The organism is Solibacillus sp. FSL W8-0474 (assembly GCF_038004065.1).
Taxonomy (GTDB): Bacteria; Bacillota; Bacilli; order Bacillales_A; family Planococcaceae; genus Solibacillus; species Solibacillus faecavium.
In genome coordinates this window covers 2495950-2509796 of sequence record NZ_JBBOQJ010000001.1, presented here as the reverse complement: position 1 = coordinate 2509796, position 13847 = coordinate 2495950, and the positions used below count along the sequence as shown (strand labels likewise).

Annotated in this window: 11 protein-coding genes, 1 other RNA gene and 1 other annotated feature; of the genes, 9 read left to right on the top strand and 3 right to left on the bottom strand. The window is 38.1% G+C overall.

The features are described 5' to 3' along the window. Positions 1 to 112: 112 nt before the first annotated feature. Positions 113 to 1312: an iron-containing alcohol dehydrogenase gene (locus tag NYE67_RS12640; protein WP_340728458.1), complete on the top strand. Its 1200-nt coding sequence runs from the start codon at positions 113 to 115 to the stop codon at positions 1310 to 1312. Positions 1313 to 1574: 262 nt separating this feature from the next. Here NYE67_RS12640 and NYE67_RS12635 read toward each other — a convergent pair whose 3' ends face one another. Continuing rightward, a complete protein-coding gene (locus NYE67_RS12635; RefSeq protein ID WP_340730232.1) occupies positions 1575 to 3179 on the bottom strand; it encodes an N-acetylmuramoyl-L-alanine amidase in 1605 nt (534 codons plus the stop codon). Between the two features lie 155 nt (positions 3180 to 3334). Beyond that, positions 3335 to 3569: a binding site (T-box leader), on the top strand. Positions 3570 to 3654: 85 nt separating this feature from the next. Between NYE67_RS12635 and hisS the strand changes: the two genes are divergently transcribed. From hisS to NYE67_RS12615, 4 genes are all read left to right on the top strand, one after another. Next, positions 3655 to 4923, top strand: a complete 1269-nt coding sequence (hisS, locus tag NYE67_RS12630) for a histidine--tRNA ligase (RefSeq protein WP_340728456.1) — start codon at positions 3655 to 3657, stop codon at positions 4921 to 4923. Between the two features lie 14 nt (positions 4924 to 4937). Continuing rightward, complete coding sequence (gene aspS, locus NYE67_RS12625) at positions 4938 to 6704, top strand: aspartate--tRNA ligase (RefSeq protein ID WP_340728455.1); 1767 nt, start codon at positions 4938 to 4940, stop codon at positions 6702 to 6704. Between the two features lie 147 nt (positions 6705 to 6851). Next, positions 6852 to 7051: non-coding RNA, 6S RNA (ssrS, locus tag NYE67_RS12620), on the top strand. A 192-nt stretch (positions 7052 to 7243) separates the two neighbouring features. Then, positions 7244 to 8005, top strand: coding sequence for a tRNA threonylcarbamoyladenosine dehydratase (locus tag NYE67_RS12615; RefSeq protein ID WP_340728454.1), 762 nt, complete (start codon positions 7244 to 7246; stop codon positions 8003 to 8005). Positions 8006 to 8063: 58 nt separating this feature from the next. On the opposite strand, the gene NYE67_RS12610 is transcribed toward NYE67_RS12615, so the two are convergent. Beyond that, the gene (locus NYE67_RS12610; protein WP_340728453.1) at positions 8064 to 9521 is read right to left on the bottom strand and encodes a methyl-accepting chemotaxis protein; all 1458 of its coding nucleotides are present in this window, start codon (positions 9519 to 9521) and stop codon (positions 8064 to 8066) included. Between the two features lie 174 nt (positions 9522 to 9695). Here NYE67_RS12610 and NYE67_RS12605 point away from each other — a divergent pair, with 174 nt between their 5' ends. Continuing rightward, positions 9696 to 10100, top strand: coding sequence for an aminopeptidase (locus tag NYE67_RS12605; protein WP_340728452.1), 405 nt, complete (start codon positions 9696 to 9698; stop codon positions 10098 to 10100). Positions 10101 to 10247: 147 nt separating this feature from the next. Then, positions 10248 to 10742, top strand: coding sequence for a GTPase (locus NYE67_RS12600; RefSeq protein ID WP_340728450.1), 495 nt, complete (start codon positions 10248 to 10250; stop codon positions 10740 to 10742). Positions 10743 to 10788: 46 nt separating this feature from the next. Here the strand turns inward: NYE67_RS12600 and NYE67_RS12595 are convergent, their stop codons facing one another. Beyond that, complete coding sequence (locus tag NYE67_RS12595) at positions 10789 to 12081, bottom strand: replication-associated recombination protein A (protein ID WP_340730231.1); 1293 nt, start codon at positions 12079 to 12081, stop codon at positions 10789 to 10791. A gap of 131 nt (positions 12082 to 12212) precedes the next feature. On the opposite strand from NYE67_RS12595, the gene cymR reads away from it, so the two are divergent. Together cymR and NYE67_RS12585 are read left to right on the top strand one after the other, a co-directional pair. Further along, the gene (gene cymR, locus NYE67_RS12590; protein ID WP_340730230.1) at positions 12213 to 12632 is read left to right on the top strand and encodes a cysteine metabolism transcriptional regulator CymR; all 420 of its coding nucleotides are present in this window, start codon (positions 12213 to 12215) and stop codon (positions 12630 to 12632) included. 24 nt (positions 12633 to 12656) lie between these two features. Then, positions 12657 to 13802, top strand: a complete 1146-nt coding sequence (locus NYE67_RS12585) for a cysteine desulfurase family protein (protein WP_340730229.1) — start codon at positions 12657 to 12659, stop codon at positions 13800 to 13802. Positions 13803 to 13847 lie beyond the last annotated feature (45 nt).

Here is a 13847-nt window from a genome sequence, read left to right as displayed (position 1 = left end):
AAAAGGGTTCGTTTTTTTATTTGGGAATTTTTGTGAAAATCAAGGAATTTCCAGCAGAAATGCGGAATATTAAATGGAGGGATACATAAATAGAGAGAAATGGAGTGTTACGATGTATACAGCTTATTGTAGAACATTTCAAAGTTCGATGCGTATGGGTATGAAGCTGATGAACTGGAGAAAGCCTGATTTACTGCAAGGCGAAAACAGTATATTAAAATTACCGGTACTTATCCAGAAGTTAAATTTGAAGACTGTCCTGATTATTACAGATGAAGGGATTAATAAGCTCCAATTGATGGATTCATTATTAGAAGAAATGAATGAGCAAAATATTGAATTCGTCATCTACAGTAAAACTGTGCCTAATCCGACATTCACTAATATTGAGGAAGCATTGGCACTTTATTATCTACATGATTGTGAGGGAATTATTGCCTTTGGAGGGGGGTCGCCGATGGATTGTGCAAAAGCGGTCGCGGCTCGTATCGCACAACCTACAAAGTCTATTCCTGATTTGAAAGGCTTATTTAAAGTAAGAAAAGAAATGCCACCATTTTTTGCTGTTCCTACAACGGCCGGTACCGGAAGTGAAGGAACGATTGCAGCGGTTGTTTCAAATAGTGATACACATGAAAAGTTTGCTATTATGGATCCTGTACTTATACCGCATTATGCCGTTCTGGATCCCGTTTTAACGGTTAATTTACCGCCACATATTACTTCTACAACAGGGATGGATGCCTTAACACATGCTGTAGAAGCCTATATAGGGAAAAGTAATACAGCGGAAACGAGAAAATATGCCCGTGAAGCTGTTATTCTTATTTTTAAATATTTGGTACGGGCATATGAAGATGGTTCAGATATGAAAGCGCGCGCGGAAATGCAACGCGCCTCCTATTTAGCAGGGTTAGCATTTACTCGTGCCTATGTTGGCTATGTTCATGCAATTGCACATACGTTAGGTGGTTTTTATCAAATTCCCCACGGCTTTGCAAATGCTGTAATTTTACCGCACGTCCTTCGATTTTACGGAGAAAGTGCAACAAAGCCCTTAGCCGAACTTGCCAATATTGTAGGGATCGGGACCATTAACGATAATGATGAAAGAAAAGCCCAGCTATTTATTGAAGAGATAGAAGCATTAAATCGGAAAATGAATATACCTTCAAAAATAAAGGGGATTATCAACAGGGATGTTCCTGTAATGGTCGAGCGTGCTATACAGGAGGCGAACCCTTTGTATCCTGTACCACGAATTTTAAATGAAGATGAATTGTTTTATTTGTATCAAACAATTCAGGAATAATTAAAAAATAGCGAATGGGACATAACTTAAAAATGCCATTCTCCTTGAGAGAAATGGCGTTTTTTTGCTGGCATAAAAAATTGATTTCCATTTCGGGACGCTTTCCGCGGGCACGGCCTGAGCCTGTAGTCTCAGGCGTCGTGCTGTTCCCGCTGGAGTCGCCCTCCATTCCAATCAATTTTTAAAGTATCCGTTTTTAATAAGGGTCTTTTCCTTATCTAATGAAATTTCTACTGCAGTCCCGGCCCCTATTTTCACTTTGTTACATTTCAAGCTGGGCATCAAAGTAGTTGAGTAAACCTTGATAAATTCCCAGTGTTGCTTGCTCCCGGTAGTAATCTGTCGTGATTGCACGTTCTTCGGATGGATTACTTAAATAGCCCAGCTCCAATAAAATAGCATTTTGACGGTTTTCACGCAGCACTAAGTAATCACCAAATCGTGCTCCACGGTCTTTTAGATCAACTTTGGATGCGAGTCCTGCATGTACATATTCGGCAAGCTCCTGCTGATAGCTATTCGTATAATAAGTTGTAAAACCATTAACTGAACTATCTTCAATTGCATCATAGTGAATGCTAATAAATGCATCGGCATTTGTCTGGTGTGACACAGCGACACGTTTTCGCAAGTCGACAAACACATCCGACTCACGTGTCATTACAACATTTGCACCAGCAGCCTGAAGCTTAGACCTGAGCAATTCTGTTGTCATAATGTTAATATCTTTTTCATCTGTTCCGCGAACACCTGTAGTTCCGCGATCATTTCCGCCGTGCCCAGCATCCAGTACTATTGTTACGCCTTTTAGAGTCCCTTTTTTCCGATCTTCCGATTGATTTTCATGGTTTTGAGAAGTTTGACCTGTTGCGTTGTTGTTCTCAGTTACAACCCAGTTTGCAACGTAGGCTGTTCTTTCATCATTTAATGCGATTTTATACCAATCGCCTTCGTTGTCTATAATCGGATATGTATTACCGGCATCTGCACGAGTCACAACATTTGAAGATGTTGATGCAGATTCACGTAGATTTGTCCCGTTATAAATTACAGTGACAAAGTTATTTGTTTGTTCTTTTTTTGAAGATTGTTCAGACTTCAGCTGTTTTGTAAATGTTCCATAAAAGCTATAAATCCAACCTTTAGCGCCTTTTTTATATTCAATTTCAACCCAGTTATGATCACGGCTAATTACTTTGAATTGCTGACCGTTTGTTGCAACCCCAAGTTTTTTTGCGGTTAGATCAGGCTTTTTTCGAATATTTACAGCATTTACATTGATGGTGAATGTATTTGGATCAAATTGCTGAGGTGTTACATTCGACTCTTCATTGTTATTTGAAGGAGTAGAGGGTGTTTCCAATATTGTTTCTTCTTTAATCGTCACATATTTTTCGAATACCCAACCAACCAGGTCTCCATTTTGAATTTGAATCCAATCTTGTTCTTGATGTAAAAACTTACTTTCTGTCCCCGAAGAAAGCTTTGTTAATACCGGAGAAGATAATGATGGACCAGCTCGAAGATTTAAATCATTTACTTGAGCAATAACAGTTTTTTCGGATTTGGCAGCAGATCTATTGTCGGCCGATTTGACAAGCCATGCTGCAACCCAACCTTCCATCTCACCATATTTGACATGTTGCCAATCTCCTTCTTTCTTTATCGACAGCAGCTCTGTTCCTTCTTTTAATGTTTCAAGCACAGGATAGGAAAGACCAGGACCTTCACGCAAATATAATTTTTCTGCTTTTACAAATAATTGCTCGCCATTTGCCGCCACTTGGCTAGTGGAAAAATTATACGGAAAAATGCTTGTAAATAGTATTAAAAGTGATAGACCTATTAATATTTTTCTTTTATTCATAGCTTCCTCCTTTTAGTGGGATTTGTAATTTTACAATACTTTCACATATATCCTCTATTATAAAAGGAAATATGACAAAAAATATAGCGTTTTATTGAAAATGGTTGACAACTTGTCATGACATCATTAAGATTAGTGTTAATTTAACAAAAGTAACATTGCCAATGACCAAAAAAGTAGCGGTTGCCAATGCTGAAAAGAGAGGGAGAGACTTAGGCTGTAATCTTTCCTACAGTAAGTAACATGTGAACAACAGTTGAGAGGCGTTTCCTCGAAAAATTTTTTCTAGTAGGGGAAGACGGAATCGGCCGTTATCCGAATACGAGAGGATGTAGCAATACATCAATTAGGGTGGAACCGCGGAAGAGTATACAAGCTTTCGTCCCTTGCATTTTTGCAAGGGGCGGGAGCTTTTTTTATTTTCTCTTTGTTCAGCTCGCGAACTGTTTGGTCAACTAAGAAAGGAGTGCTTTTAATGAATTTTAAAGTACCTAAAGGGACACAGGATATTTTACCGGGTCAATCAGAAAAATGGCAGTATGTAGAGCGTGTCATTCGAGATTTATGTGATAAATATCGTTATAACGAAATTCGTACACCGATGTTTGAAGCGACAGAATTATTTCAACGTGGTGTAGGCGATACAACAGATATCGTACAAAAAGAAATGTACACGTTTACGGACAAAGGAGATCGCTCGTTAACATTACGTCCAGAAGGAACAGCTTCGGCGGTACGTGCATATGTCGAGCACAAAATGTTTGGACAAGTAGATCAACCGGTCAAGCTATACTATACAGGTCCAATGTTCCGTTATGAACGTCAACAAGCAGGGCGCTATCGCCAGTTCGTACAGTTTGGTGTTGAAGCAATCGGCTCAGCTGATCCGGCAATAGATGCAGAGGTAATGGCACTTGCGATGGATGTGTATACAACACTTGGTTTGAAAGATTTAAAATTAGTTATTAATTCATTAGGTGATAAAGATACACGTGATGCACACCGTAGTGCATTAATCGCGCATTTCACACCGGTTATTGGAGAGCTTTGCAGCGATTGTCAAAGCCGTCTAGAGAAAAATCCTTTACGCATTTTAGATTGTAAAGTAGATGCAAAACACCCGGCAATGGCAACTGCACCGGCTTTAACAAATTATTTAACAGATTCATCAGCGGAGTACTTTACAAAAGTAAAACAATATTTAGATGTATTGGGTATTTCGTATGAAGTGGATCCAAACTTAGTACGTGGTCTTGATTATTACAACCATACTGCGTTTGAAATTATGATTACAGGTGACGGTTTTGGGTCAATTACGACACTTTGCGGTGGTGGTCGCTATAACGGTTTAGTTGAAGATATCGGTGGTCCGGAATCACCTGGTATTGGATTTGCACTTTCAATTGAACGTTTATTATTAGCGCTTGAAGCAAAGAATATTGAACTTCCAACGGAAAATGATCTGGAAATGTATGTAGTGGCGATGGGGGAAGAGGCAAAACTAAAAGCAGTTGAGCTTGTAAGTTCATTCCGTGCTAAAGGCATTTCAGCAGATATGGATTATTTAGATCGTAAAATGAAGGCACAAATGAAAGCAGCGGACCGTGCCAAAGCAAAATTTGTTATTGTGCTAGGTGAGACTGAGATAGAAGAGCAAGTAGTAAATGTAAAAACAATGGCAACTGGTGATCAAACAAAAGTTGAATTTGGTCAGCTAGTACAATACGTTTTAGAAAACAAATAGGTGGAGGAATAACAATGGCACAAAGAACACATGCATGTGGCTTAGTAACAGCTGCAGAAGCAGGGCAGGAAGTTGTTTTAAAAGGATGGGTACAAAAACGACGTGATTTAGGCGGATTAATTTTCGTGGATATGCGTGACCGTGAAGGCATCGTACAAGTAGTTTTCGGTGATCAGGCAAAGGATGCATTGGAAATAGCGGAAAAAATCCGTAATGAATATGTAATCGAAGTAAAAGGGAATGTTGTTTTACGTGATGCTTCCCAAGTAAATAAAAATATGCAAACAGGTGAAATTGAAGTGGTAGCTTCTGAGTTAACAATTATTAATGAAGCAAAAAACCCTCCTTTCGCCATTGATAACAATGTAGAAGTTTCGGAAGAGTTACGTTTAAAATACCGCTATTTAGATTTACGTCGTCCAGTAATGTATGACACATTCAAAATGCGTTCAGATGTAACACGTACGATTCGTAACTTCCTACAAAATGAAGGCTTCCTTGAAGTGGAGACACCAATCTTAACAAAATCAACTCCAGAAGGTGCACGTGATTACTTAGTGCCATCTCGTGTGCATGATGGTGAATTTTATGCGTTACCACAATCACCTCAGCTATTTAAACAGCTACTTATGGTAGGTGGTTTTGAAAAGTACTTCCAAATTGCTCGCTGCTTCCGTGATGAAGATTTACGTGCAGACCGTCAACCAGAGTTTACACAAGTTGACATCGAAACTTCATTCTTATCGATGGATGAAATTATCGAAATGAACGAACGTTTGTTAACTCAAGTTATGAAAGATGTTAAGGGAATTGATGTTGTAACTCCATTCGCGCGTATGAGCTATAAAGAGGCAATGGATCGTTTCGGTTCAGATAAGCCAGACGTACGTTTTGGACTAGAATTAAAACAGCTTTCTGACATTGTAAAAAATTCTGCATTCGGTGTATTTGCAAATGCTGTAGCAAATGGCGGGGAAGTTAAAGCGATTAATGTAAAAGGCGCAGCTACTAATTACTCTCGTAAAGACATTGATGCATTAGGCGAATTTGCAGGTCGTTATGGAGCAAAAGGTTTAGCTTGGTTAAAAGTAACTGAAGAAGGCTTAAATGGTCCTATCGCGAAATTCTTTGAAGGCGAAGCGGCAAACGGCATTATCTCTGCAACAGAAGCAGAAGCTGGCGACTTATTATTATTCGTTGCAGACAAATCTTCTGTAGTAGCAGATGCACTAGGCGCACTACGTTTAAAACTAGGAAAAGAATTAGGATTAATCGATGAGTCGAAATTTGAATTCTTATGGATAGTTGATTGGCCATTATTCGAATACGATGAGGCGGAAGGTCGCTATTATGCAGCACACCATCCATTCACGCGTCCATTCGATGAAGATTTAGAGTTAATGAATACAAACCCTAAAGAAGTTCGTGCACAAGCATACGATATCGTATTAAATGGTTATGAGCTTGGTGGTGGTTCATTACGTATTTATGAGCCAGATTTACAAGCAAAAATGTTCGAACTACTAGGCTTCTCTGAAGAAGAGGCGCGCGCTCAATTCGGTTTCCTACTGGAAGCGTTTGATTACGGTGTTCCTCCACATGGTGGCTTAGCAATGGGACTTGACCGTTTAGTAATGCTGCTTGCAGGCCGTACTAACTTACGTGATACAATTGCATTCCCTAAAACGGCAACGGCAAGCTGTTTATTAACAGAGGCACCATCACAAGTTTCAGATGCACAGCTTGAAGAGTTAAGTCTTCGAGTAGCTTTAAAAAAATAAAAATAGGACTCGGCAGTTTGAAAAGGACTTTCAAGCTGTCGAGTTTTTCTAAATATTTCAATTAATATAGTACATTTTTAATATTTTACTTAAAAAATGACATTTTAATTGAATTATCAGAAATTAGGTGTTAATATTTGTTTAACACGAATCCTAAAGTGTTCGTCGCTAAATTTGTTACTTAACACTTTTGACCGAACATTAAATCGTTGGGAGCTACTTATTACCGTAGCCGCAAACATGCCCCATTGGAGCGGGACGTTTAAAGCTACGACTAGTGCACCCCCTTGCTATTCATGCGGGATCAAAACGATGTTTTTTAGCAAGACGGCACATTTGGGATTCGTATTTAATTTATCTACTCTTCGACTAATAAGTTGGAAGGGTATTTTTTTGTTGAAAAAGTCTCGATCTTATTTATCAAGAATGTAAATTAAAACAACCTCAACACTATTACACTTTTAATATGTTGCTTGCATATAAGAATTGTTGTCGTTATAATGCCTAGTAGAATGATAAAGATTGAGGGGTAAAATTAGATGTTACATCAATTTTCACGAAATGAGCTAGCTATTGGTACAGAAGGTTTACAAAAATTAAAAGATACAACAGTCGCAATTTTAGGTGTAGGAGGGGTTGGCTCTTTTGCAGCTGAAGCGTGTGCACGGAGTGGGATTGGCCGAATTATTTTAGTCGACAAAGATAATGTTGATATAACAAATGTAAACCGTCAATTAGTTGCGTATTTATCAACAGTAGGGAAGTCCAAATCGGCTGTTATGAAAGAACGTATCGCAGATATTAACCCGGAATGCGAAGTTATTGATATGCATATGTTCTACACGGAAGAAACGTATGAAGAGTTTTTTGCTCAGGGGATTGATTATGTTATTGATGCATCGGACACTGTCATGTACAAAATTCATATTATGAAAGAATGTTTAAAACGTGATATTCCAATTATCTCGAGTATGGGTGCAGCTAATAAGATGGACCCAACACGTTTCAAAATTGCTGATATTTCGAAAACACATACAGACCCGCTTGCAAAAGTAATTCGTACTAAGCTCCGTAAAGAGGGGATCAAAAAGGGTATAACTGTCGTATTTTCAGATGAATCACCAATTGTTGTGCGTCCGGATGTCGCGCAATATGTAGGCAAGCCGGAAGCAGAAATTCGTAAAGCAAAATTACCACCTTCTTCAAATGCATTCGTACCTTCTGTTGCTGGATTAATTTCAGCAAGCTGGGTGATTAATACCATTTTGAAAGATGTGGAAATTAACCGCGTTCAAGGGTAATATAAGGAAAAGGCAGTGATGAAGTCAATTTGACTTTTCATCACTGCCTTTTTCGTTCTTAGTGAATTATTTTTAATGCTTGTTGATAAGTTTCTTCAATATTTTTTGTTACATCAGTTTGGTCTTTAGTAATTTTCTCTAAGACGTTGCATAGTTGATCGATGGAGCTTGTACTTTGCTCGATTATTGCAGCAAATTCGTTTGTCGCAACTTGTACTGATTCCCCATTCTTTTCGATCGATTTTACGCTCGTTGAAAACTGGGTTAAATTCAATTGTAAATTATTCATAGCTTTAAATAAATTTGTAAAAGTATTATTCGAGCTTTCAACCATGTGCACTTGTATTTCTACATGATTTAAGCCATGCGTTAATCGATCAAGCGCAAGTTTATTATATGAATTGACTTGTGCTAAATTTTCATCAATCTTTAGTACCGTATCATCTGTCAAGCTTGCCAATTTACGAATTTCTTGGGCAACTACCGCAAACCCTTTTCCATGTTCCCCTGCACGTGCAGCTTCTATTGAGGCATTTAACGCCAATAAGTTTGTTTGTTCAGTAATTTTATGAATTGAATAAGCGAACTGATTTGTTTCATTTATTTTATCTGATAAAGACATAAAAGTTGTATTGAGTTCATTGAAAAATGCAGTAAACTGATCAATTTCCTGTTTGAGCTTTGTCATGGAATTAACTCCCTCTACTGCACTCACACTTCCATCTTCCGCTTCAGTAACAATCTTGTTGAGCTCGGAAACGATGGAATGTAGCTCTCTATGCGTTAAATCTGTACTTTCAACAATAGATTGCACGTGGTCGGATTGTTTATGTGCCCCGATGCTCACTTCTTTTAGTGATGCCAACATTTGTTGATGTGCAGCACTTGATTGATTAGTGCTGTCAGTTATAAGCTCAAGTTTTGAAGTGATACCTTGAACGGAAGATTCCAGACGCTGATGCAGTTGTTCTTCGTGAACAGCACGCTCGTTCGCCTGAGTCATATAGTTTTCAATATTATTGAACATTTTTTTGTTTTGTCGCACTTGTAGAAGAATAGCGACAAACATTAAGGTTTGAACTACAAAAACATTTGCAGGATCAACGGCAAAACCACCAGTATCCATAGTGAAATTAAATATCAAACCAAGAGTAGAGGCAATATATCCCGCGCACAGAACTTTTATCCGATTGTGGACACTACTTAAAATTAGTACAAAAACACTTAAAATAATTGTGGCTAATGTTACTTTATTGGTAATGATTGTACCGTACACAGTCAAGACTGAAGCAATAATAACGACATATGGAAAATATGGATGCAATGCAACTATTTTTCTTTGAATAAAGTAACATATAAGTGTAATTGTCAAAGGGATAATTAACGATAAGGCGACTCCAATGGGACGATCAATAAAAAGTTGTGCAATGCTGCCTAAGAAAGCAGCCATGCCATAGACAATCATTAAAATGGTGTTTTTTTCATGTAAATCTTTTGCATATAATTGATGAATCATACAATCACCTTTCCATAAAATGTCGTTATTTTGTAACATATTACATGCTTTTATTAATTTATACAGTATTTTCCTCACAATGTCACGTCTTTTTGAATCGTTATTCATTAATACTTTTAGGGTATTATTATTGTGATAAAATAATGAGAAGATGGGTGAAAGGGGGCTAACACAATGCCAATTCAACAATTGGAGTACCGCGGGCTTAATCTATACGATGTGGTGGGAACAGTGGAGGTTGCGATTGACGCCGATTTGAAGCAGATTCATATTTATGATACGCAACATATTGTAGAACCCGAGTATGATTTCTTATCGAAAAGTTACATATTAAGTGAAGGGTTTTGGAAGATGGCAAAAATCATAAAAGAAAAACAACTTTTTCTTGAAAATGATGAAAGTAACTTGAATTTGTGGATTACACCTTTTAAATGGGTTTTTTATAGTTCAAATCAAACAATTAAAGTATTTGAAGAAGGAAAGATGAAAATACAACCTATATCATCATGTGCAGAAGATATGCTATTGTATGAAAAGTACTTTTCCCGTTTGAAGGATGAATCTTTGGGTGGCAAATGACATAATATTCTATTAAAGGGGTTAATTATGGCAAAATTATGGCAGGATTTGCGTTAATTCTTCGTTTTTGCCGTATAATACCTTTTTTTTGTTATAGTTAAGGTACGTATTGATTATAATGCATGGGGATGCAAGGAGGACATTAGAATGACAATCGAAATGAAGAATGAATTGCTAAACTTACCGAGTTTACAATTAAAAATGGATAATATCGTTTTTGATAATATTGATACAAAGCCAAACTGGTCTAAGGCATATGAGCAGCTTGATGAATTATTACAGAAGGTAGCTTTCAATTTTAATAATTATATTGAAAAAAATAATGGAGAAATGCCATCATCAACAACTTATTGGACATTATATATGGACATTACTTCAAAACTTCTCTATTTTACTGGTTTAGCTCATTCGAATTTAATCGCAGAAGATGATGTGGACGCACGCGCACATGTTATTGAGCTTTATCATATTAGCGCAGGCTGTATTCCAAATGCACTTTTAGAAAATAACGAAGAATTGATTTCCGAAATTAAAAAGAGTATCCAACAATTAAATGGTCAACAAAAGGTAGATTTGCAAGTTGCTGAAAATTTAGAAAACTGCATGGAGAAATTCTATACTTTTACAAAGACCTACCAATAAAACAAAAGAGCCATTTTCACCTAAACTGAAAATGGCTCTTTTTAAGTTAACTTTTCGTATTGTTGTGAAATGATTTTAATTTTTCATAAATGGCAGCCATTCTTTTTTCTTCCCCTGCAATGACAGGATGATAAAATTCTGTTCCGACTAGTTCATCCGGCAAGTATTGCTGTTGAACCCAGCCACCAAATGTACCGATCGGGGAGTCGTGCGGGTATTTGTATCCGACATGACCGAGGGTAGCCGCACCCGCGTAATGTGCATCCTTAAGATGGTTTGGTATGGCGCCTGTTTTGCCATCATGGATTGTAGCGATTGCTTTATCAAGCGCTTTATATGCTGAATTTGATTTGTCTGAAAGGCACATTTCCACTACAGCTGTTGCTAGTGGGATACGGGCTTCAGGTAAACCGAGCTTCACCGCTGCCTCAGTGGCAGCCTGGACATGTGCACCTACGCTTGGATTTGCTAGGCCGATATCTTCATATGCCATGACGAGGAGTCGTCGGCATACTGCAATTAAATCTCCACTTTCTAATAAGTGGGCCAAATAGTATAATGCTGCATTTGGATCACTACCTCGCACTGACTTTTGAAGGGCTGATAATAAATTATAGAAATTTGAGCCACCTTTATCACCAAAAACCCCAATGCGTTTAGCGAGCGCTTCTATCGCATTATCATTTAAGCTTGTTACGCCATCAACTTCATCTGATGCATAATATACAGATTCAAGCAATGTTAAAGCTTTTCTCGCATCTCCGTTGGAAGCATTCGCAATATTCTCGATTTGTGTATTTGTTGCTTCTATTTTTTCATTCCCTAAACCACGTTCTTTATCATCAAGTGCCATGTAAAGTAATTGTTTCACATCTTCTATAGTAAGCCGTTCTAACTGTAGAATCTCCCCGCATCTTGAGCGAATAGCAGGGTTAACATCGTGAAATGGGTTTTCAGTTGTTGCACCAATAAGGACAATTGAACCTTTTTCAACATGCGGCAACAATGTATCCTGCTGTAGTTTGTTGAAGCGGTGAATTTCGTCCAGAAACAAAATAACCTTTCCGCTCATTCGTGCGTCCATCACAACTTGTTCAATATCTTTTTTCCCGGCATGAGTTGCATTTAAAGCGAAAAACGGTAGCTTTGTACTACCGGCAATGGCATTTGCTATAGAAGTTTTGCCTACTCCTGGAGGACCATATAGCAGCATAGAAGGAATATGGTCTTTTTCAATCATTTTAAAAAGTGGAGTATGTGGACCAATAATATTTTGTTGTCCGACAATTTCCCGAATGGTGCGAGGTCTCATTTTATAGGCGAGCGGTTCGTTCTGCACAATTGTTCGCTCCTTTACTTTTTTATAGAACTTAAACTTTATATCATTTATAATAAAGTATTTCCGAGTGGTTTAAAAGGAGTTATGGTATAATAGACGTTATAAATGGACTAGAAAATAGAGGTGTGACAATGAAAATTTCAACAAAAGGTCGTTACGGTTTAACAATAATGATAGAACTTGCTAAACAATATGGAGGAGGACCGATTCCATTGCGCCAAATTGCAGCAGACAAAGAGTTATCTGAAGCATACTTGGAGCAGTTAGTATCACCACTCCGTAATGCAGGACTTGTAAAAAGTGTTCGTGGCGCTTACGGCGGTTATATGCTGGCACATAAGCCAAACAAAATTTCAGCTGCAGATGTTATTCGTGTATTGGAAGGTCCGATCCAACCGGTCGAAGGAATTGAAAATGAAGAGGCTCCCCAACGTGAATTATGGATGCGTATCCGGGATGCTGTAAAAAATGTATTGGACACAACTACAATTGAAGATTTAGCGAAATATACAAATAATGAAGTAACTGATGGCTATATGTTTTACATTTAGTGTTATTTAAAGGAGTTAGTTAGTTTGAAAAATACAATTTACCTCGATCATGCAGCCACATCACCAGTAGCACCGGAAGTTATTGATGTGATGGCCCGTGCAATGGCGGAGGAAAGTGGAAATGCATCAAGTATTCATGCAGTAGGACGACGGGCGCGTAAAGCATTGGATGAGGCAAGAACAAGCTTGGCGCAAAAAATAAATGCAAAACCTTCGGAAATAATTTTCACAAGTGGGGGTACAGAAGCCGATAATATGGCGATTTTCGGTACTGCCTATGCCCGCCAAGATGAAGGCAAGCATATTATTACGACTCAAATCGAACACCACGCCGTTTTACATGCATGTGAAAAGCTTGAAAAAGAAGGCTTTACAGTGACTTATTTACCTGTCGATCGCACAGGTCGAGTAAGTGCAGATCAAGTAAAGGCTGCTTTACGTGAAGATACGATATTGGTAACGATTATGTATGGCAACAATGAAGTTGGTACGATTCAGCCAATCGCTGAAATTGGAGAGGTTTTAAAAAACCATATAGCAACATTCCATACTGATGCAGTCCAAGCTTTTGGCTTAGAAAAGTTGGATGTCGAAGCACTCCATATCGATTTATTAAGTGTTTCTTCACATAAAATAAACGGTCCAAAAGGCATCGGTTTTTTATATGCAAAAACAGGTGTGAAAATTTCGAGTATACTGTATGGTGGCTCCCAAGAGAAGAAGCGTCGTGCAGGAACTGAAAATGTACCTGCTGTTGTTGCGTTTGCAAAAGCAGCGGATATAGTGGAAGAAGAGCTTCAGCAACGCAAAGAAAAATATAATGGTTTTAAAAATATTTTAATTGAACAGTTCCGGGAGTCAAATATCGATTTCCATATAAATGGTAATCAAACAGACGTGTTGGCTCATGTGTTTAACGTGACATTCCCAGGGACAGATGTAGAGTCATTTTTAATTAACCTGGATATGGCTGGAGTACTTGTATCGAGTGGTTCGGCATGTACAGCAGGTTCAATTGATCCTTCTCATGTACTAGTGGCAATGTTTGGACAAGATGCGCCTGAGCTTCGTAGTTCCATTCGTTTCAGTTTTGGGTTAGGATTAACAGATGAGTTAGTTCGAGAAGCAGGGAAGCGGACTGCTGAAATTGTGAAACGACTAACTTCGTAAATATATAAGGAAGACTTCGCGCCTTTTACGCGATTTGTCTAAGAA